Raw genomic sequence first — 20,178 nt, 5'->3', positions numbered from 1 at the left:
GTCCTTTAGCTGACAATCCGGTACTTGATGGGCTTTTGGGGCCGCTTCGCAGCCCAGCGGGGATAAATCCCCTCGCCACAAAAGCCCCTGCATCAAGAGACCGTAGCCTGATGACCCACGATCAAGCCATCACGCGCTTCATAAGCCAACCGCACCGGGGCGAACGAGCGCCGGTGGATCGGCGTTGGCCCGAGGCGCGCCAGGGCTTCGAGATGCACGGGCGTCGGGTAGCCCTTGTGGCCGCCGATGCCGTAGCCCGGATAGATCAGCTCGAAGGCGCTCATTTCCCGGTCGCGACTGACCTTGGCCAGGATCGAGGCCGCCGCGATGGCTGGCACTTTCGCGTCGCCCTGGATCACCGCTTCGGCGCGCATCGACAGTGTCGGGCAGCGATTGCCATCGATCATCGCCAGTTTCGGCGTGATGTGCAGGCCCTGCACCGCGCGCTGCATGGCGAGCATGGTGGCGTGGAGAATATTCAGTTCGTCGATCTCTTCGACCTCGGCCCGGGCAATGCACCAACTCAGGGCTTTCTCGCAAATCTCGTCGTAGAGCTTTTCGCGACGGGCCTCGGTGAGTTTCTTGGAATCGTTGAGACCCAGGATCGGCCGGTTCGGGTCGAGGATCACCGCCGCCGTTACCACGGCGCCGCACAAGGGGCCACGGCCCACTTCGTCGACGCCGGCGACCAGTTCTTCCACTTCGGCGACCAGGTTGAAGTCCAGGCCCATCTGCAGTTTCGATTGGCTCATGACTGCGCGCCGATCAGGGTCAGCACCGCGTCGGCCGCCTGGTTGGAGGCGTCGCGGCGCAAGGTCCGGTGGATTTCGTCAAAGCCCCGGGTCTGTTCCTCGCCGCCGTCGATCAACGGCGCCAGCGTGCTGGCCAAGGCGTCGGCAGTGGCCGCGTCCTGCAGCAATTCCGGCACCAACAGGCGCTGGGCCAGCAGATTCGGCAGTGACACGTAGGGGCTCTTGACCATGCGCTTGAGGATCCAGAACGTCAGCGGCGCCAGGCGATAGGCGACCACCATCGGGCGTTTGTACAGCAACGCCTCAAGGGTAGCAGTACCGGAGGCAATCAACACGGCATCGCAGGCGGCCAGCGCATCATGGGAGCGACCGTCGAGCAGTGTGACGGGCAGGTTTCGCCCCGCCAGCAGCGCTTCGAGCTGCTCGCGGCGCTGCTGGCTGGCGCACGGCAGGACGAAACGCACGTCCGGGCGCATCGCCCGGAGACGTTCGGCGGCGTCGAAAAACAAGCCCCCCAGGCGACTCACTTCACCGCCGCGGCTGCCGGGCATCAACGCCACCAGCGGGCCGTCAGCCAGGCCCAACGCCTGGCGAGCGGCCGCGCGATCGGCCTGCAGGGGAATGGTGTCGGCCAGGGTATGCCCGACAAAGCGCACCGGCACGCCCTTCTCTTCGTAGAAGCGGGCTTCGAATGGCAGCAGCGTCAGCATCAGGTCGCAGCCTTCGCGAATCTTCAGCACCCGTTTCTGCCGCCAGGCCCAGACCGACGGGCTGACGTAATGCACGGTCTTGATCCCGGCCTGGCGCAGCTTGAGTTCGATATTGAGGGTGAAATCCGGGGCATCGATGCCGATGAACACATCCGGCTTCTCGTCGATCAAGGTCTCGATCAGTTGCTTGCGCCGGGCCAGCAACTCCCGCAGGCGCCCGAGCACTTCCACCAGCCCCATCACCGACAGGCGTTCCATCGGGAAATAGGAGGTCAGCCCCTCGGCTTGCATCAACGGGCCACCGACACCGATGAATTCGACCGCCGGATGCCGCGCCTTGAGCGCACGCATCAGACCGGCGCCCAGGATGTCGCCGGAAGCCTCTCCGGCCACCAGCGCAATACGCAGATTAGCCATGGTCAGCGGGTGATGCCGCGGGTCGAAGACTGGATGGAATCGCGGAATATCGCGACTTCCGGGTGCTGTGTCGAGGCCTCGGCCAATTCGGCGAGCGCCTGCTCGACGGTCAGGCCCTGGCGATAGACGACCTTGTAGGCACGCCGCAACGCGGTGATCGCCTCTTCGCTGAAGCCGCGACGGCGCATGCCCTCGAAGTTCATGCTGCGGGCTTCGGCCGGGTTGCCGAACACCGTGACGTAGGCGGGAACGTCCTTGCCGATCGCCGTGCCCATGCCCGAGAAGCTGTGGGCGCCGATGTGGCAGTACTGGTGAACCAGGGTGAAACCGGACAGGATCGCCCAGTCATCGACGTGCACATGGCCGGCCAACGCGGTGTTGTTGACCAGGATGCAGTGGTTGCCGATCACGCTGTCATGGCCGATGTGAGCGTATGCCATGATCAGGTTGTGGTCGCCCAGGGTCGTTTCGGAGCGATCCTGGACGGTGCCACGGTGAATGGTCACGCCTTCGCGGATCACGTTGTGATCGCCGATCACCAGGCGGGTTTCTTCACCCTTGTACTTGAGATCGGGCGTGTCCTCGCCTACCGAAGAAAACTGGTAGATGCGATTGTGACGGCCGATCCGGGTCGGTCCCTTGAGAATTACGTGGGGGCCGATCACCGTACCCTCGCCGATTTCCACACCTGCGCCGATGATCGACCACGGGCCGACCTCGACATCGGCGGCCAGGACGGCCGTCGGATCGATGATTGCGCGAGGGTCAATCAAACTCATAGCTTGCGTTCCGCACAGATGATTTCAGCGGAGCAGACTGGCTTGCCGTCGACCGAAGCCTGGCATTCGAACTTCCAGATCTGGCGCTTGCAACTGATGAACTTGGCTTCGAGGATCAACTGATCACCCGGAGTGACCGGCTGGCGGAAACGCAGCTTGTCGGAGCCCACGAAGTAATAGAGCGTGCCGTCGGCAGGCTTTACGTCGAGCATTTTGAAACCAAGGATCCCGGCAGCCTGAGCCATCGCCTCGATGATCAACACGCCCGGCATGATGGGATGCGCGGGGAAGTGACCATTGAAGAACGGCTCGTTGATGCTGACATTCTTGTAGGCGCGAATGCGCTTGCCTTCAACATCCAGGTCCACCACCCGGTCCACCAGCAGGAACGGGTAACGGTGAGGCAGGTATTCGCGAATCTCGTTGATGTCCATCATTTCGGGAGGAAGCCTATGTAAAGATTGGGAGCGCACGGACAACGCGCACTCCGCTAGCAAATCAAGGAGCCCTAACGGCTGTGCACACTTGATATGGAAATGGTATCAGCCATCTGATGAAGCATTACCGTCAGGGGTCACGTCCCCTACACGCTTTTCCACCTGCTTCAGGCGCCGCGCGATGTCGTCGAGCTGACGGATACGGGCCGCGCTCTTGCGCCATTCGGCCGCCGGTTGCATCGCCGTACCGGAAGAATAGGCGCCCGGCTCGGTAATCGAGTGGGTCACCATGGTCATCCCGGTCAGGAATACGTTGTCACAGATATCGATATGGCCCACCAGCCCTACACCGCCGGCGAGCATGCAGTGCTTGCCGATCCGTGTACTGCCGGAGATGCCCACGCAAGCCGCCATGGCGGTGTGGTCACCGACCTGGACGTTGTGGGCGATCTGGATCTGGTTGTCGAGCTTGACGCCATTGCCGATGACCGTGTCGGCCAGGGCACCCCGGTCGATCGCGGTGTTGACGCCGATCTCGACATCATCGCCAATGGTGACGCCACCGATCTGGGCAATCTTCTGCCAGACGCCCTTCTCGTTGGCGAAGCCGAACCCTTCCCCGCCCAGCACGGCACCGGACTGGATCACCACCCGCTTGCCGATGCGCACGTCGTGGTACAGGGTGACGCGCGGAGCCAGCCAGCCACCTTCACCGACCTCGCTGCGCGCACCAATGACGCAATGGGCGCCCAGGGTGACACCGGCACCGATGCGGGCGCCACTCTCGATCACCACGAAAGGACCGATGCTGGCCGTGGGATCGACCACCGCATCCGCCGCGATCACCGCGCTGGGATGAATACCCGCGGCCGCCTTGGGCTTGGGATCGAACAGGTGGGAAATGCGCGCATACGCCAGGTACGGATCGGGCACCACCAGGGCATCGCCGGCAAAGCCCTCGGCATCGGCAGCCTTGAGCAACAACGCGGCGGCCCGGCTGTCAGCCAGGTACTTGCGGTACTGGGGATTTGCCAGGAAGCTCAACTGAGCTGGGCCAGCCTCTTGCAAAGTGGCTAGCCCAGTGATTGCCTTCTCCGGGTCGCCACGCAGGGTGGCGCCGAGGAACTCGGCCAACTGGCCGAGCTTGATAGTCGCGGTCATGGATTACTTCAGCTGATTCATGCGCTCGATCACCTGGCGCGTGATGTCGTACTGAGGCTTGACATCGATCACTGCGCCACGCTCGAACACCAGGTCAAAACCACCTTTCTTGATGACTTCTTCCACGGCGCTGTCGAGCTTCGGCTTGAGCTGCTTGAGCATTTCACGGTCGGCAACGGCTTTCGCTTCGTTCAGTTCCTTGGACTGGAACTGGAAGTCGCGGGCCTTCTGCTTGAATTCCAGCTCCAGGCGTTCACGCTCGCCCTGGGCCATCTTGTCGCCACCGGCCACCAAACGGTCCTGGATACCCTTGGCGCTGCTTTCCAGGCCCTTGAGCTTGGTCAGTTGCGGGCCGAATTTCTTCTCGGCATCCACGGCGTATTTCTTGGCCGCGTCGGATTCCAGCAGCGCCATCTGATAGTTCAGCACGGCAATCTTCATGTCGGCGAATGCCGGGCCTGCGACCAGCACGGTCGCCAGGAGAACCAATTGAGTCAACTTACGCACGATGCACTCCTACAAAATCCATTGTCGTTGTCATGGGACAGACGCTTAGAACGTCTGGCCGAGGGAGAATTGGAACACTTGGGTTTCAGCGTCATCCGGTTTCTTGATCGGCATGGCCAACGCGAAGCTCAAAGGACCCAGCGCGGTCACCCAGGTCACGCCCAGGCCGACGGAACTGGCCATGTTGCTCAGGCTGATGTCGTTGCACTGGGTATTGGACTTGGTGCCGTTGGCATTGGTGGTGTCTTCGCACTTGGAGTCGAATACGTTACCCACGTCCCAGAATACCGAGGTACGCAGGGAGCGCTGATCTTTCACGAATGGCATCGGGAACAGGACCTCGACGCCGCCCTGAATCAATACATTGCCACCGAATGGCAGCGGATCCTGGTCCGGGTCCGCGATGGTGCCCGGGTTGGTACCCTTGCTCGGCGTACTGCGCGGGCCCAGGGTGCTGTCCTTGAAGCCACGCACCGAGTTGAAACCACCGGCGTAGTAGTTCTCGTAGAACGGCAGGCCGTCGGTCGAACCATAGCCATCGCCATAACCCAGCTCGGTGTGCAGGCGCATGGTGTAGGTGTCGGTCAGCGGCTGGAACAACTGGCCACGGTAGTCGAGCTTGAAGAACGACAGGTCGCTGCCAGGAATGGTGCTTTCCAGGACCAGGCTCTGGGAATGACCACGGGTCGCCAGCACGCCCTTGTTCAGGGTCGACTCGGACCAGCCGGCGGACGCCTTGAAGTTCAGGTAGCTGTCGCCTTCCTTCTTCACGAAGTCGAAGATCTCGTCGACGGTGTAGCGACCGGTGTTGATCTTGTCCTGCTGGGCGGTAAGGCCGAAGGTCAGGCGCGAAGTCTCGCTGATCGGGTAGCCGATGTTGGCGCCGACACCGTAGCTGTCCACCGCATAGCTGGAGATGTCCGAGTCGAGCTCGTCATAGTCGGTGGTGCGGTAGAAGGCGTTGTAGCCCAGGCTCACACCATCGGCAGTCCAGTAGGGGTCGACGAAGCCGAAGTTGTAGCGGGTCTGGTATTCGCTGCGGGTCAGGCCGATGCTGACCTTGTTACCGGTACCCAGGAAGTTGTTCTGGGTGATCGAGCCACCGAGGATCAGGCCGGCGCTCTGGGCAAAGCCGACGCTGGCGGTGATCGAGCCGGACGCTTGTTCCTCGACGCTGTAGTTCACATCGACCTGGTCATCGACACCCGGCACGGCCGGCGTCTCGACGTTGACTTCCTTGAAGAAGCCCAGGCGCTCCAGGCGGGTCTTGGACTGGTCGATCAGGTAGGTCGAGGCCCAGCCACCTTCCATCTGGCGCATTTCACGGCGCAGCACTTCGTCCTCGGACTTGGTGTTGCCACGGAAGTTGATGCGGTTGACGTAGGCGCGCTTGCCCGGGTCCACGGCGAACGTGATGTCGACGGTATGGTCGTCATCGTGCGGCTGCGGCACGCCGTTGACGTTGGCGAAGGTGTAGCCTTCGTTACCCAGGCGGCGGGTGATCAGCTCGGAGGTGGTGGTCATCAGCTTGCGCGAGAACACCTGGCCCTTCTGCACCAGCAGCAGCGACTTGACCTGGTCTTCCGGCACCTTCAGGTCACCGCTGAGCTTGACGTCACGAACGGTGTATTTCTCGCCTTCGTTGACGTTGACGGTGATGTAGACGTGCTTCTTGTCCGGGGTGATGGACACCTGGGTCGAAGCGATGTCCATGTTGATGTAGCCACGGTCGAGGTAGTAGGAACGCAGGCGCTCCAGGTCACCGGAGAGTTTTTCACGGGCGTACTTGTCGTCGTTCTTGAAGAACGACAGCCAGTTGGTGGTCTTGAGTTCGAACAGGTCGATCAGGTCTTGATCCGGGAAAACCGTGTTGCCCACCACGTTGATGTGCTGGATGGCTGCCACGGTGCCTTCGTTGATGTTGACCTTCAGGCCGACGCGGTTGCGCGGCTGCGGCACCACTTCGGTGTCGACGGTCGCCGAGTAGCGGCCCTGGGCGACGTACTGGCGTTGCAGCTCGTTACGCACGCCTTCGAGGGTCGCACGCTGGAAGATCTCGCCTTCGGCCAGGCCGGACTGCTTGAGGCCTTTCATCAAGTCTTCGGTGGAGATCGCCTTGTTGCCCTCGATCTCGATGCTGGCGACCGACGGGCGCTCGACTACCGTGATGACCAGGACGTTGCCGTCACGGCCCAGTTGGATATCTTGAAAGAAGCCGGTCTTGAACAGCGCACGCGTGGATTCCACCAGGCGCCGATCATCCGCCTGCTCGCCGACGTTCAACGGCAAGGCACCAAAGACGCTACCCGCGGAGACCCGCTGGAGGCCGTTGACGCGAATATCAGAGATAGTGAAGGACTCGGCGTGAACTTCGGCGATCATCAATACGGTGAGAACCGCAGTTAGCAGCAGACGTTTCATGAAGTCCTTTCTTATTCCAACTGGCAATAAACAAACTGCCGCAAAATGCGGCAGATTCGCAATTCGGCGAAGCGTTACAAACGACCCAGATCGTTGACGAGGGCAAGCAGCATGACCCCGACCACCAAGCTGATCCCGATCTGTATCCCCCAACCTTGCACCCGATCCGACAAGGGACGACCACGCGCCCACTCGATCAGATAAAACAGCAGATGCCCCCCATCCAGTACCGGGATGGGCAGCAAATTCAGAACCCCCAGGCTAATGCTCAGATAAGCAAGGAAATTCAGGAAATCAGCAACGCCCGACTGGGCAGAAGCGCCCGCCACTTTAGCAATGGTTATCGGTCCACTCAAGTTTTTTACCGAGAGCTCGCCGAACAACATTTTCTTCAGTGAGTCGAGGGTCAGGACACTCATGGTCCAGGTACGACGCGCACCCTCGGCAATGGCCGCCACCGGACCGAAGCTGACCTCGCGGATCATTTCCGGCGGCCAGTCGACCGCCTTGACGCCCGCCCCCAGGTAACCGGTCGGCGCCTTGCTTTCGCCGCGAGCGCCCAGGGTGACCGGGATGTCGATTGGAGCACCGTCGCGCTCGATGCGCAGCACGATTTTGGTATCAGGACGTACACGAACCGAGTCGACCACCTGCTGCCAGTCGCTGACCGACTGGCCGTCGAGGGCCAGCAAGCGGTCGCCGGTCTTCAGGCCGGCCGCCTGGGCCGGGCCTTTCGGATCGAGTTCGGCGAGCACCGGCGGCAACGCCGGGCGCCATGGGCGGATACCCAGGGACCGGATCGGGTCCGGTTCGTCGGCGCCCTTGAGCCAGTTGTCCAGGATCAGTTCGCGGGGCGAATCCACTGTGGAGCCCTGCTCGCGCACCTTCAACTGCAACGAACCGCTCTCTCCCAGGCGACGGACCAGTTGCAGGTTGACCGCCGCCCAGCCCGACGTCGGCTCGCCATCGATGGAGACGATTTCCTGGCCGGCGCCGAGCCCGGCCCGGGCCGCCACGCTCCCGGCTTCCACGGCACCGATGACCGGACGCACCTGTTCGCTGCCGAGCATGGCCAATGCCCAGAAAAACACCATGGCCAGCAGGAAGTTGGCGATCGGCCCCGCCGCCACGATGGCGATGCGCTGGCGAACGCTCTTGCGGTTGAAGGACTGATCGAGCTGGTCGGCGGGCACCTCGCCCTCGCGCTCGTCGAGCATCTTCACGTAGCCGCCCAGCGGGATGGCCGCCACGACGAACTCGGTGCCCTGCTTGTCGTGCCAGCGCAGCAAGGGCATGCCAAAGCCCACGGAAAAACGCAGCACCTTGACGCCACAGCGACGCGCGACCCAGAAATGACCGAATTCGTGAAAGGTGACCAACACCCCCAGTGCAACCAGGGTGCCGACAATCATATAGAGCGCGCTCATCTGTTTTCTCCGCAATCCTGCCCAGGGCAACCCTGGCTAACGTATCGCAGCGTCAACGCCCGTGGCGCTGCAGCCATTGCCCCGCCAACTCACGGGCCCTGGCATCCGCCGTAAATACCGCGTCGAGGTCGTCGACCGAAACCACTGCCTCGAGATTCAAGACTTCCTCGATGATACTCGCGATCTCGGGGTAACGGGCACGTCCATCGAGAAACGCTGCGACCGCCACTTCATTGGCCGCGTTCAGCATTGCCGGGGCACTGCCCCCCGCCTCGGCCGCTTGCCGCGCCAGGCGCAGGCAGGGGAAGCGTTGTTCATCAGGCGCCTGGAAATCCAGGCGGGCGATGGCGAACAGGTCCAGCGGCGCAACGCCGGAGTCGATCCGCTCCGGCCAGGCCAGGGCATTGGCGATCGGGGTGCGCATGTCCGGGTTGCCCAGCTGGGCCAGCACCGAACCGTCGACATAGTCCACCAGGGAATGAATCACGCTTTGCGGGTGAATCACCACCTCGACCTGGGCTGGCCTGGCATCGAACAGCCAGCACGCCTCGATCAACTCCAGCCCTTTGTTCATCATGCTCGCCGAGTCCACGGAAATCTTGCGCCCCATGGACCAGTTGGGATGAGCACAGGCCTGCTCAGGTGAAACATGCACCAGCTCTTGCAGCGGCGTCTGCCGGAACGGTCCACCGGAAGCCGTCAGAAGAATCCGCCGTACACCCACGGTTTCCAGGCCCCGGGAAAAATCCCGCGGCATGCACTGGAAGATCGCATTGTGCTCGCTGTCGATGGGCAGCAACACCGAACCACTCTTACGCACGGCCTGCATGAACAACGCACCGGACATCACCAGCGCTTCCTTATTGGCCAGCAGGATCTTCTTGCCGGCTTCCACCGCCGCCAGCGTCGGGCGCAGGCCCGCGGCGCCGACAATCGCCGCCATCACGGCGTCGACTTCGGGGGCGGACGCCACTTGGCAAAGACCCTCCTCCCCCACCAGCACGCGGGTTTGCAAGCCAGCGGCGCGCAGATCGTCCTGCAACGCCCGGGCCACAGCGGCTTCAGGCACCACGGCAAACCGCGGCGTGTGGCGTATGCACAAGGCCAGCAGCTCACTCATGCGCGTGAAGCCACTGAGGGCGAACACTTGGTAGCGCTCCGGATGCCGACCTATGACATCGAGCGTACTCAGGCCGATCGAACCGGTCGCCCCCAGGACCGTGATCTGCTGGGGACGACTCACGATGCGGCCATCCACAGCAGCACGGCGAAGATCGGGACCGCGGCGGTCAGGCTGTCGATCCGATCCAGTACGCCACCGTGACCCGGCAGCAGGTTGCTGCTGTCCTTGATCCCGGATTGACGCTTGAACATGCTTTCAGTCAGGTCGCCGACCACGGACACGAAGACAATGAGCGCGGCACCCAGCAGCCCCATCAGCAGCTGCGCCACGGTCCAGTCACGGACGAAGCCGACCACGGCAGTAATCACCAGGCTCAACGCCAGGCCGCCGTAGACCCCTTCCCAGCTCTTGCCGGGGCTGACTTTTGGCGCGAGCTTGCGCTTGCCAAAGGCCCGGCCGGAGAAATAGGCACCCACGTCGGCGCCCCAGACCAGCACCATCACGGCCATGATCTGCCAGTTGCCCAGCACGCCCTGCTTGATCCAGATCAGGCCTTGCCAGGCCGGCAGCAGGATCAACAGGCCGATCATCAGCTTGGTCGCGGTGTTGGCCCAGTGATGGGTGGTTCGTGGGTAGGTCAGCACCAGGAAGGTCGCCGTCGCCCACCACAACACCGACGCCCCCAGCACCCAAGGCGCGAGCCCTGGCACCAGGTACATGATGAACAGCATCGCGGCCACGGCCACGGCGTAGGCAATGCGTGCCGGCTGGGCAGGAAAACCGGCCAGCCGCGCCCATTCCCACGCCCCCAGGGTCACGACCAGCCCGATGAACAGGGCGAAGTTCGCGCCCTCGAGCAGGAAGAACCCGCACAGGGCAATAGGCAACAGGATCAGGGCTGTGATGATTCGTTGTTTGAGCATTAAACCCGGGCTCCAGCTTCGATCTGCTCGCTCGTTTTACCGAAGCGACGCTGACGGGAAGCGAAATCGGCCAGTGCGGTACGCATGGCTTCGTGTTTGAAGTCCGGCCAGAACAGGTCGGAGAAATACAGCTCGGCATAAGCCAACTGCCAGAGCAGGAAGTTGCTGATGCGGTGCTCGCCACCGGTGCGGATACACAGGTCCGGCAAGGGCAGCTCGCCGGTCGCGAGGCAGGTTTGCAGCAGTTCGGGGGTGATGTCTTCCGGGCGCAGGTGCCCGGCCTGGACTTCACGCGCCAGCCGCTGGGCAGCCTGGGCAATGTCCCACTGGCCACCGTAGTTGGCGGCGATCTGCAGGACAAACCGGTCAGCCCCCGCCGTCGCGGCCTCGGCCTCGCGCATCGCGGCCTGCAACTCCGGATGGAAGCGCGAGCGATCGCCGATGATGCGCAAGCTGATCTTGTTCTCGTTGAGGCGCTTGGCCTCGCGGCGCAGGGCCTTGAGGAACAGGTCCATCAAGGCACTGACCTCATCGGCCGGGCGCTGCCAGTTCTCGCTGGAGAACGCGAACAGGGTCAGCACCTCGACCCCGGCCTCGGCACACACCTCGATGACCGCGCGAACCGCATCGACCCCGGCCTTATGCCCGGCGACGCCAGGCATGAAGCGCTTCTTGGCCCAACGGTTATTGCCGTCCATGATGATCGCCACGTGGCGCGGCACTGCGAACGGCAAGGCCTGCTTGGTCTTTTCCATGAACACGGGACCCTTATACGGCCATCAGGTCCGCTTCTTTTTGCTTGGTGGCCGCATCGATGTCAGCCTCTGCCTTGTCGGTCAGTTTCTGGATATCGGCCGCTGCGCGACGCTCTTCGTCCTCGCTGATTTCCTTGTCCTTGACCAGCTTCTTCAGCTCGCCCAGGGCGTCGCGACGGATATTGCGCACGGCAACCCGGGCGTCCTCGGCCGCGCTGCGCGCCTGTTTGGTGAAGCCCTTGCGGGTTTCTTCGGTCAGGGCAGGCATGGAGATCAGCAACAACTCGCCCAGGTTGGTCGGGTTGAGGTTCAGCCCGGCGCTCTGGATCGCCTTGTCGACCGCCGCGAGCATGTTGCGCTCGAAGGCGACGACTTGCAGGGTCCGCGAATCCTTGACGGTGATGTTGGCGACGCTGCTGATCGGGGTGTCGGCGCCATAGTAAGGCACCATCACGCTGCCCAGGATGCTCGGGTGCGCCTTGCCGGTACGAATCTGGCCAAACGCGTGGCTCAGAGACTCCAGGGATTTCTGCATACGCGCTTGGGCGTCTTTCTTGATTTCGTTGATCATTGTTGGCCTTCCTCGATCAGAGTCCCTTCCGCGCCGCCGTGTACGATATTCAGCAGGGCGCCGGGCTTGTTCATGTTAAAGACGCGCAGCGGCATCTTGTGGTCGCGGCACAGACAGATGGCCGTCAGGTCCATTACCCCCAGCTTGCGATCCAGTACTTCATCGTAGGTCAGATGATCGAACTTCTCGGCATGCGGGTCCTTGAACGGGTCGGCGGTGTAGACACCATCGACCTTGGTTGCCTTGAGCACGACATCGGCATCGATCTCGATCGCGCGCAGGCAGGCCGCCGAATCCGTGGTGAAGAACGGATTACCGGTACCGGCGGCAAAAATCACCACTTCCTTGGAATTGAGGTGGCGCATGGCTTTGCGGCGGTCGTAGTGATCGGTCACGCCGACCATGGAAATGGCCGACATCACGATGGCCGAGATATTGGCACGCTCCAGGGCGTCGCGCATAGCCAGGGCGTTCATCACAGTGGCCAGCATGCCCATGTGGTCGCCCGTGACCCGATCCATGCCGGCCGCGCTCAGCGCCGCACCACGGAACAGGTTGCCACCGCCGATGACCAGGCCGACCTGGACACCGATTCCAACCAGCTGGCCAACTTCCAGGGCCATGCGATCCAGCACTTTCGGATCGATCCCGAACTCTTCCGAGCCCATCAGGGCCTCGCCGCTAAGCTTGAGTAGAATGCGTTTATAGCGAGCCTGATAACCACTGCCCTGCTGAGCCATTGCGAATCTCTCCTGCGGCGTATTTACGAAAATTCCTGGCAGACTGTTTGCAGCCTGCACTCACTCTAGCGTGACGCTGACACAGCGCCATCGGAACACGGCTTTGTAAGCCAGTTCCGACAGGAAACCAATAAAAATCGGCATCCTCATCCAAAAAGAGGCTGCGCGCGTGAGCGGGCAGCCTCTTCTGGGCGACAGTTGTAAAACCTGTCTTATTGCTTGCTGGCAGCAGCTACCTGGGCGGCAACTTCTTCAGCGAAGTTGTCGACCGGCTTCTCGATGCCTTCGCCGACCTTGAAGTAGGTGAAGGAAACGATTTCAGCACCGGCTTTCTTGGCCAGGTCGCCGACCTTGACTTCAGGGTTCTTGACGAACGCTTGCTCGACCAGGCTGGCTTCGGCCAGGAACTTGGAGATACGACCGGCCACCATCTTCTCGGCGATGTCGGCAGGCTTGCCCTTGAGCTTCTCTTCGTTCAACTGCAGGAAAACGCCTTTCTCGCGCTCGATCGCTTCGGCCGAAACGTCCGAAGGCAGCAGGAACTCAGGGTTGGTCGCAGCCACGTGCATGGCGATGTCTTTCGCCAGCTCGGTGTCGCCGCCCTTGAGGACGACAGCCACGCCGATCTTGTTGCCGTGCAGGTAAGTACCGACCACGTCACCTTCAACGCGAACCAGGCGACGGATGTTGACGTTTTCGCCGGTCTTGCCAACCAGGACCAGGCGCGCTTGTTCCTGGGCTTCGATCAGCGGAGCTACGTCGGTCAGTTTGTCAGCGAAGGCCTTCTCGACGCTGGCAGCGACGAATGCCTTGAAGTCATCCTGCAGGGCCAGGAAGTCGGTCTGGGAGTTGACTTCCAGCAGAACGGCGGCCTTACCGTCGTCCTTGATGGCGATGGCGCCTTCAGCGGCAACGTTGCCCGCTTTCTTGGCGGCCTTGATGGCGCCCGAAGCACGCATGTCATCAATGGCTTTCTCGATGTCGCCGCCAGCCTTGGTCAAGGCTTTCTTGCAGTCCATCATGCCTTCGCCGGTACGCTCGCGCAGTTCTTTGACCAACGCTGCAGTAATCTCTGCCATTTCAAAATCCTCTTGGATAGGTTTTCAACCATTCCACCCGATCGAACGGGCGATCAATTCTTCCTGGAAAACCACTGTTTATAGGCCGCGGCAAGTTACAAACAGGTGCTGCGCTGGCGCAAATGGTTTTCGAGGTGGCAAAAAGGGGGCCAAGCCCCCTTTTTGCTTACTGAGTCAACGCCAGGGCGTCGATTACTCAGCGGCTGCTGCCGGAGCTTCTTCAGCGAAGACTTCGGTGCCGCCATTCACGTTGTTGCGACCACGGATAACAGCGTCAGCCATCGAACCCATGTACAGCTGGATGGCGCGGATGGCGTCATCGTTGCCTGGGATGATGTAGTCAACGCCTTCCGGGCTGCTGTTGGTATCGACAACGCCGATGACCGGGATGCCCAGCTTGTTGGCTTCGGTGATCGCGATGCGCTCGTGGTCGACGTCGATCACGAACAGCGCGTCAGGCAGACCGCCCATGTCCTTGATACCGCCCAGGGAGCGGTCCAGCTTCTCCAGATCACGGGAGCGCATCAGCGCTTCCTTCTTGGTCAGCTTGGCGAAAGTGCCGTCTTCGGACTGGACTTCAAGATCACGCAGACGCTTGATGGAAGCGCGGATGGTCTTGAAGTTGGTCAGCATGCCGCCCAACCAGCGGTGATCGACGTACGGCGAACCGCAACGTGCTGCTTCTTCAGCAACGATCTTGCCAGCGGAACGCTTGGTGCCGACGAACAGAATCTTGTTTTTGCCCTGGGCCAGGCGCTCTACGAAGGTCAGTGCCTCGTTGAACATTGGCAGGGTTTTTTCAAGGTTGATGATGTGGATCTTGTTGCGCGCGCCGAAAATGTACTTGCCCATTTTCGGGTTCCAGTAACGGGTCTGGTGGCCGAAGTGCACACCGGCCTTCAGCATATCGCGCATGTTGACTTGGGACATGATAGTTCCTTGATAAGTCGGGTTTGGCCTCCACGTATCCCAATGACCAACCAGCGGCTGCATGAGCCAAAGGCACCCAGGTCATCGTGTCGACACGTGTGTGGATTTAAGCTTGCGGGGTCATCCCCGGAAAGCGGCGCATTTTATACCACAGCAAGGGCGAAAACGGAACACGGATTCTGAAAACCCTGTGGCGAGGGGATTGTGGGAGCAAGGCTTGCCCGCGATAAAGGCGATGCGATCCTTCAGAAATCGAGTCGCCTGGATCGCGAGCAAGCTTTGCTCCCACTCGCGCGCCCTCGCCACAGAGTTCCAGGCTGGAGCGTTCTTTGCGCTGATCGTCTGTTAGAATCGCCTCTTTCAGGGCCGCGCTGATCATCATCCGCCGCCCATTTCGTTTTGGACAGCGCCGTCGGGCGCAAAGAGAGCCTGTATGACCGTTACCCTCAAGACTGCCGAGGACATCGCGAAAATGCGTGTTGCCGGCAAACTCGCCGCCGACGTGCTGGAAATGATCGCCGACTACGTCAAGCCGGGCGTGACCACCGAAAAGCTGGACCGCATCTGCCACGACTTCATCGTCAACGAGCAGAAGGCCATCCCGGCGCCGCTCAACTACAAGGGCTTCCCGAAGTCGATCTGCACCTCGATCAACCACGTGGTCTGCCACGGCATCCCCAACGAAAAGCCGTTGAAGGATGGCGATACCCTGAACATCGACGTCACCGTCATCAAGGACGGCTATCACGGCGACACCAGCCGCATGTTCCATGTCGGCAACGTCCCGGAGTGGGCCCAGCGCCTGTCCAAGGTCACCCAGGAATGCATGTACATGGCCATCGAACTGGTGAAACCGGGCTGCCGCCTCGGTGACATCGGCGAAGTGATCCAGAAGCACGCGCAGAAGAACGGTTTCTCGGTGGTGCGCGAGTTCTGCGGCCATGGCATCGGCAAGGTGTTCCACGAAGAGCCGCAGATCCTGCACTACGGCCGCGCCGGCACCGGCATGGAGCTGCAGGCGGGCATGACCTTCACCATCGAGCCGATGATCAACCAGGGTCGTGCCGACACCAAGGTGCTGGGAGACGGCTGGACCGCCATCACCAAGGACCGCAAGCTGTCGGCCCAGTGGGAGCACACCTTGCTGGTGACCGAGACCGGTTACGAGATCTTCACCCTACGCAGCGATGACACCATCCCACGCGTTTCCGCCTGATCCGCAACCGCCTATAGCTATAGATAGAAAGGAAAGCCATTAATGCCGCAGGTGGACCCCGAACTCTTCGACCGCGGCCAGTTCCAGGCGGAACTGGCCCTGAAGGCAAGCCCCATCTCGGCATTCAAGAAGGCGATCCGCCAGGCCCGCGAGGTGCTCGACCAGCGCTTTCGCGATGGCCGGGATATCCGCCGGCTGATCGAGGACCGCGCCTGGTTCGTCGACAACATCCTGCAAAAGGCCTGGGACCAGTTCAGCTGGAGCGACGACGCCGACATCGCCCTGGTGGCCGTCGGCGGCTATGGACGCGGCGAGCTGCACCCCTACTCCGACATCGACCTGCTGATCCTGCTGGACAGTGCCGACCATGAGGTTTTCCGCGATTCCATCGAGCGCTTCCTGACGCTGCTGTGGGACATCGGCCTGGAAGTCGGCCAGAGCGTGCGCTCGGTGCAGGAATGCGCCGATGAGGCCCGTGCCGACCTGACCGTCATCACCAACCTGATGGAAAGCCGCACCATCGCCGGCCCCGAGCGCCTGCGCCAGCGCATGCTCGATGTCACCAGCACCGCGCACATGTGGCCGAGCAAGGATTTCTTCCTGGCCAAGCACGCCGAGCAGAAGGCCCGCCACCACAAGTACAACGACACTGAGTACAACCTGGAGCCCAACGTCAAGGGCTCGCCGGGCGGACTGCGGGACATCCAGACGATCCTCTGGGTCGCCCGCCGCCAGTACGGCACGCTGAACCTGCGCGCCCTGGCCGGCGAAGGCTTCCTGGTGGAAAGCGAAAACGCCTTGCTGGCCTCCTCCCAGGAATTCCTGTGGAAGGTTCGCTATGCCCTGCACATGCTCGCCGGGCGTGCCGAAGACCGCCTGCTGTTCGATCACCAGCGCTCCATCGCCGGGCTGCTGGGGTTCGAAGGCCAGGACGCCAAGCAGTCCATCGAAAACTTCATGCAGCAGTACTACCGGGTGGTCATGAGCATCGCCCAGCTCAGCGAGTTGATCATCCAGCACTTCGAGGAAGTGATCCTCGCCCCCGAGGACGCCGAGCCGCCGCAGCCGATCAACTCGCGCTTCCAACTGCACGACGGCTACATCGAGGCGCGCAACCCCAACGTGTTCCGCCGCACGCCGTTCGCCATGCTGGAAATCTTCGTGCTCATGGCCCAGCAGCCGGAAATCAAGGGCGTACGCGCCGACACCATTCGCCTGCTGCGGGAAAACCGGCACCTGATCGATGACGATTTCCGCCATGACATCCGCAACACCAGCCTGTTCATCGAGTTGTTCAAGTGCAAGATCGGCGTGCACCGCAACCTGCGGCGGATGAACCGCTACGGGATCCTCGGGCGCTACCTGCCGGAATTCGGCTTCATCGTCGGGCAGATGCAACACGACCTGTTCCACATCTATACGGTCGATGCCCACACGCTGAACCTGATCAAGCACCTGCGCAAACTGCAGTACACCCAGGTGTCGGAGAAATTCCCGCTGGCCAGCAAGCTCATGGGCAAGCTGCCCAAGCCCGAGCTGATCTACATGGCCGGGCTGTACCACGATATCGGCAAGGGTCGCCAGGGCGATCACTCCGAGGTTGGCGCGGTGGATGCCGAGGCCTTCTGCCAGCGGCACCAACTGCCGGTGTGGGACAGCCGGTTGATCGTCTGGCTGGTGCAGAACCACCTGGTGATGTCGACCACCGCCCAGCGCAAGGACTTGTCCGACCCGCAGGTGATCCATGACTTCGCCCAGATCGTTGGCGATGAAACCCGCCTGGATTATCTCTACGTGCTGACCGTGGCCGACATCAACGCCACCAACCCGACCCTGTGGAACTCCTGGCGCGCCAGCCTGTTGCGCCAGCTGTACACCGAGACCAAGCGCGCCTTGCGTCGCGGCCTGGAAAACCCGGTGGATCGCGAAGAGCAGATCCGGCGCACGCAAAGCGCGGCCCTGGACATCCTGGTGCGCGGCGGTACCGATCCGGACGACGTCGAGCAGCTCTGGGCACAGCTGGGCGATGACTATTTCCTGCGCCACACCGCCGGCGACGTCGCCTGGCACAGCGATGCGATCCTGCAGCAACCGGCCGACGGCGGGCCCCTGGTGCTGATCAAGGAAACCACCCAGCGCGAATTCGAGGGCGGCACGCAGATCTTCATTTATGCACCGGACCAGCACGACTTCTTCGCCGTGACCGTGGCCGCGATGGACCAGCTCAACCTGAACATCCATGACGCCCGGGTCATCACCTCCAGCAGCCAGTTCACCCTCGACACCTACATCGTGCTCGACACCGACGGCGACTCGATCGGCGACAACCCGGCGCGGATCAAGCAGATCCGCGAAGGCCTGACCGAAGCCCTGCGCAACCCGGCGGACTACCCGACCATCATCCAGCGCCGGGTGCCGCGCCAGCTCAAGCACTTCGCGTTCGCCCCGCAGGTGACGATCCACAACGACGCCCTGCGCCAGGTTACCGTGCTGGAACTCAGCGCTCCGGATCGCCCGGGCCTGCTGGCGCGGGTCGGGCATATCTTCCTGGAGTTCGACCTGTCGCTGCAGAACGCCAAGATCGCCACCCTCGGCGAACGGGTCGAAGACGTGTTCTTCATTACCGACGCCAACAACCAGCCGTTGTCCGATCCGCAGCTGTGCAGCCGCTTGCAGGAAGAGATGGTCCGGCACTTGAGCGTCAATCAGGAACCCGATGCTCACCCGACACGCATCAGCATCTGAATCACCGAATCCCCTGTGGGAGCGAGCTTGCTCGCGATAGCGGCGCAACATCCAATATCAAGGTTGCCTGAGCCACCGCTATCGCGAGCAAGCTCGCTCCCACAAACCCTATTGAACGAGGCCCACCGATGAACAACGCCCTGAACCAGTTACAGCCCTACCCGTTCGAAAAGCTTCGCGCCCTGCTCGGCAGCGTCACGCCCAACCCGGACAAGCGGCCGATTGCCCTGTCCATCGGCGAACCCAAGCACCGCTCGCCCAGCTTTGTCGCCGAGGCCCTGGCCGGCAACCTGGATCAAATGGCCGTTTATCCGACCACGCTGGGCATCCCGGCCTTGCGTGAAGCGATCACCGGCTGGTGCGAGCGACGCTTTGGCGTGCCGAACGGCTGGCTCGACCCGGCGCGCCACGTACTGCCCGTCAACGGCACCCGCGAAGCCCTGTTCGCCTTCACCCAGACCGTGGTCAATCGCGGTGACGATGCGCTGGTCGTGAGCCCGAATCCTTTCTACCAGATCTATGAAGGCGCCGCGTTCCTGGCCGGCGCCAAGCCGCACTACCTGCCGTGCCTGGACGAGAACGGCTTCAACCCGGATTTCGAAGCCGTCTCGCCGGACGTCTGGAAGCGCTGCCAGATCCTGTTCCTGTGCTCCCCCGGCAACCCGACCGGCGCCTTGATCCCGGTGGACGTGCTGAAAAAACTCATTGCCCTGGCCGACGAACACGATTTCGTGATCGCCGCCGACGAGTGCTACAGCGAACTGTACTTCGACGAACAGACCCCGCCACCGGGCCTGCTCAGCGCCTGCGTCGAGCTGGGGCGCAAGGACTTCAAGCGCTGCGTGGTGTTCCACAGCCTGTCCAAACGCTCCAACCTGCCAGGCCTGCGCTCCGGTTTCGTCGCCGGCGACGCGGACATCCTCAAGGGTTTCCTGCTGTATCGCACCTACCACGGCTGCGCGATGCCGGTGCAAACCCAACTGGCGAGCATCGCCGCCTGGAACGACGAAGTCCACGTACGGGCCAACCGCGCGCTGTACCGGGAGAAATTCGACGCCGTGCTGGACATCCTCAGCCCCGTACTGGACGTACAACGTCCCGACGGTAGCTTCTACCTGTGGCCGAATGTGGCAGGCGACGACGCAGCGTTCTGCCGCGACCTGTTCGAACAGGAACACGTGACCGTGGTGCCGGGCTCCTACCTGTCCCGCGACGTGGACGGCGTCAACCCAGGCGCCGGCCGCGTACGCATGGCCCTGGTCGCACCGCTGGCCGAATGCGTGGAAGCGGCGGAGCGGATCCGGGCGTTCATCCAGCGCCGGGGTTAACAAACCCATCAGGACTTGAGCGGATCGCTGTTGTGGCGAGGGGATTTATCCCCGCTGGGCTGCGATATAGGTAGTCCGTTCCTTGCTCTTCCATACTGATGTTCGCTGGAATTCGGTTGTCGGCGAGGAAGGAACATGCACCTGCGGGCTACGAATA

Annotated in this window: 18 protein-coding genes; 3 read left to right on the top strand and 15 right to left on the bottom strand. The window is 62.2% G+C overall.

Features of this window, described 5'->3' with window-relative positions; genetic code table 11:
* Positions 1-92 precede the first annotated feature (92 nt).
* The 15 genes from rnhB to rpsB all read right to left on the bottom strand — a co-directional run bounded on the left by rnhB (position 93) and on the right by rpsB (position 14,732).
* Entirely contained in the window at positions 93-737 is a 645-nt protein-coding gene (gene rnhB, locus Q6A48_RS20575; protein ID WP_304556097.1) for a ribonuclease HII, read from the bottom strand.
* 11 nt (positions 738-748) lie between these two features.
* Positions 749-1,879, bottom strand: a complete 1,131-nt coding sequence (lpxB, locus tag Q6A48_RS20570) for a lipid-A-disaccharide synthase (RefSeq protein WP_304556072.1) — start codon at positions 1,877-1,879, stop codon at positions 749-751.
* Positions 1,880-1,881: 2 nt separating this feature from the next.
* Positions 1,882-2,658 carry an acyl-ACP--UDP-N-acetylglucosamine O-acyltransferase gene (gene lpxA, locus Q6A48_RS20565; RefSeq protein ID WP_304556071.1) on the bottom strand — a complete coding sequence of 259 codons (777 nt, stop codon included), beginning with the start codon at positions 2,656-2,658 and terminating at the stop codon, positions 1,882-1,884.
* On the bottom strand, positions 2,655-3,095 hold the full coding sequence (fabZ, locus tag Q6A48_RS20560) for a 3-hydroxyacyl-ACP dehydratase FabZ (RefSeq protein WP_003184897.1): 441 nt from the start codon (positions 3,093-3,095) through the stop codon (positions 2,655-2,657). Before fabZ ends, lpxA begins: the two co-directional genes overlap by 4 nt.
* A gap of 105 nt (positions 3,096-3,200) precedes the next feature.
* The gene (gene lpxD / locus Q6A48_RS20555; RefSeq protein ID WP_304556070.1) at positions 3,201-4,256 is read right to left on the bottom strand and encodes a UDP-3-O-(3-hydroxymyristoyl)glucosamine N-acyltransferase; all 1,056 of its coding nucleotides are present in this window, start codon (positions 4,254-4,256) and stop codon (positions 3,201-3,203) included.
* A 3-nt stretch (positions 4,257-4,259) separates the two neighbouring features.
* Complete coding sequence (locus Q6A48_RS20550; protein ID WP_003184901.1) at positions 4,260-4,763, bottom strand: OmpH/Skp family outer membrane protein; 504 nt, start codon at positions 4,761-4,763, stop codon at positions 4,260-4,262.
* Between the two features lie 45 nt (positions 4,764-4,808).
* Complete coding sequence (gene bamA, locus Q6A48_RS20545) at positions 4,809-7,184, bottom strand: outer membrane protein assembly factor BamA (RefSeq protein ID WP_304556069.1); 2,376 nt, start codon at positions 7,182-7,184, stop codon at positions 4,809-4,811.
* Between the two features lie 74 nt (positions 7,185-7,258).
* A complete protein-coding gene (gene rseP, locus Q6A48_RS20540) occupies positions 7,259-8,611 on the bottom strand; it encodes a sigma E protease regulator RseP (protein WP_304556068.1) in 1,353 nt (450 codons plus the stop codon).
* Positions 8,612-8,663: 52 nt separating this feature from the next.
* Positions 8,664-9,854, bottom strand: coding sequence for a 1-deoxy-D-xylulose-5-phosphate reductoisomerase (ispC, locus tag Q6A48_RS20535; protein ID WP_304556067.1), 1,191 nt, complete (start codon positions 9,852-9,854; stop codon positions 8,664-8,666).
* On the bottom strand, positions 9,851-10,657 hold the full coding sequence (locus Q6A48_RS20530) for a phosphatidate cytidylyltransferase (RefSeq protein ID WP_304556066.1): 807 nt from the start codon (positions 10,655-10,657) through the stop codon (positions 9,851-9,853). Before Q6A48_RS20530 ends, ispC begins: the two co-directional genes overlap by 4 nt.
* Positions 10,657-11,412: a polyprenyl diphosphate synthase gene (gene uppS, locus Q6A48_RS20525; RefSeq protein ID WP_304556065.1), complete on the bottom strand. Its 756-nt coding sequence runs from the start codon at positions 11,410-11,412 to the stop codon at positions 10,657-10,659. Before uppS ends, Q6A48_RS20530 begins: the two co-directional genes overlap by 1 nt.
* A gap of 13 nt (positions 11,413-11,425) precedes the next feature.
* Complete coding sequence (gene frr / locus Q6A48_RS20520; protein ID WP_042732229.1) at positions 11,426-11,983, bottom strand: ribosome recycling factor; 558 nt, start codon at positions 11,981-11,983, stop codon at positions 11,426-11,428.
* The gene (gene pyrH, locus Q6A48_RS20515) at positions 11,980-12,723 is read right to left on the bottom strand and encodes a UMP kinase (protein ID WP_003189161.1); all 744 of its coding nucleotides are present in this window, start codon (positions 12,721-12,723) and stop codon (positions 11,980-11,982) included. Before pyrH ends, frr begins: the two co-directional genes overlap by 4 nt.
* 212 nt (positions 12,724-12,935) lie before the next feature.
* A complete protein-coding gene (gene tsf / locus Q6A48_RS20510) occupies positions 12,936-13,802 on the bottom strand; it encodes a translation elongation factor Ts (protein WP_304556064.1) in 867 nt (288 codons plus the stop codon).
* A gap of 192 nt (positions 13,803-13,994) precedes the next feature.
* Complete coding sequence (gene rpsB / locus Q6A48_RS20505; protein ID WP_042732227.1) at positions 13,995-14,732, bottom strand: 30S ribosomal protein S2; 738 nt, start codon at positions 14,730-14,732, stop codon at positions 13,995-13,997.
* 433 nt (positions 14,733-15,165) lie between these two features.
* On the opposite strand from rpsB, the gene map reads away from it, so the two are divergent.
* The 3 genes from map (at position 15,166) to dapC (ending at position 20,021) form a co-directional block, all read left to right on the top strand.
* The gene (map, locus tag Q6A48_RS20500; RefSeq protein ID WP_304556063.1) at positions 15,166-15,948 is read left to right on the top strand and encodes a type I methionyl aminopeptidase; all 783 of its coding nucleotides are present in this window, start codon (positions 15,166-15,168) and stop codon (positions 15,946-15,948) included.
* Positions 15,949-15,990: 42 nt separating this feature from the next.
* A complete protein-coding gene (locus Q6A48_RS20495; RefSeq protein WP_304556062.1) occupies positions 15,991-18,693 on the top strand; it encodes a [protein-PII] uridylyltransferase in 2,703 nt (900 codons plus the stop codon).
* A gap of 128 nt (positions 18,694-18,821) precedes the next feature.
* Entirely contained in the window at positions 18,822-20,021 is a 1,200-nt protein-coding gene (gene dapC, locus Q6A48_RS20490) for a succinyldiaminopimelate transaminase (protein ID WP_304556061.1), read from the top strand.
* Positions 20,022-20,178 lie beyond the last annotated feature (157 nt).

The sequence above is a fragment of the Pseudomonas citrullilanati genome, assembly GCF_030580855.1.
Taxonomy (GTDB): Bacteria; Pseudomonadota; Gammaproteobacteria; order Pseudomonadales; family Pseudomonadaceae; genus Aquipseudomonas; species Aquipseudomonas citrulli.
This window is presented reverse-complemented; position numbering and strand designations above follow the sequence as displayed.

Excerpts from the sequence above, each read along its gene's own strand:
- lpxB (WP_304556072.1), bottom strand. The coding sequence starts at position 1,879 with ATGGCTAATCTGCGTATTGCGCTGGTGGCCGGAGAGGCTTCCGGCGAC.
- pyrH (WP_003189161.1), bottom strand. The coding sequence starts at position 12,723 with ATGGCTCAGCAGGGCAGTGGTTATCAGGCTCGCTATAAACGCATTCTA.
- Q6A48_RS20495 (WP_304556062.1), top strand. The coding sequence starts at position 15,991 with ATGCCGCAGGTGGACCCCGAACTCTTCGACCGCGGCCAGTTCCAGGCG.
- dapC (WP_304556061.1), top strand. The coding sequence starts at position 18,822 with ATGAACAACGCCCTGAACCAGTTACAGCCCTACCCGTTCGAAAAGCTT.
- lpxD (WP_304556070.1), bottom strand. The coding sequence starts at position 4,256 with ATGACCGCGACTATCAAGCTCGGCCAGTTGGCCGAGTTCCTCGGCGCC.
- map (WP_304556063.1), top strand. The coding sequence starts at position 15,166 with ATGACCGTTACCCTCAAGACTGCCGAGGACATCGCGAAAATGCGTGTT.
- frr (WP_042732229.1), bottom strand. The coding sequence starts at position 11,983 with ATGATCAACGAAATCAAGAAAGACGCCCAAGCGCGTATGCAGAAATCC.
- uppS (WP_304556065.1), bottom strand. The coding sequence starts at position 11,412 with ATGGAAAAGACCAAGCAGGCCTTGCCGTTCGCAGTGCCGCGCCACGTG.
- bamA (WP_304556069.1), bottom strand. The coding sequence starts at position 7,184 with ATGAAACGTCTGCTGCTAACTGCGGTTCTCACCGTATTGATGATCGCC.
- fabZ (WP_003184897.1), bottom strand. The coding sequence starts at position 3,095 with ATGATGGACATCAACGAGATTCGCGAATACCTGCCTCACCGTTACCCG.
- rpsB (WP_042732227.1), bottom strand. The coding sequence starts at position 14,732 with ATGTCCCAAGTCAACATGCGCGATATGCTGAAGGCCGGTGTGCACTTC.
- lpxA (WP_304556071.1), bottom strand. The coding sequence starts at position 2,658 with ATGAGTTTGATTGACCCTCGCGCAATCATCGATCCGACGGCCGTCCTG.
- rseP (WP_304556068.1), bottom strand. The coding sequence starts at position 8,611 with ATGAGCGCGCTCTATATGATTGTCGGCACCCTGGTTGCACTGGGGGTG.
- Q6A48_RS20530 (WP_304556066.1), bottom strand. The coding sequence starts at position 10,657 with ATGCTCAAACAACGAATCATCACAGCCCTGATCCTGTTGCCTATTGCC.
- tsf (WP_304556064.1), bottom strand. The coding sequence starts at position 13,802 with ATGGCAGAGATTACTGCAGCGTTGGTCAAAGAACTGCGCGAGCGTACC.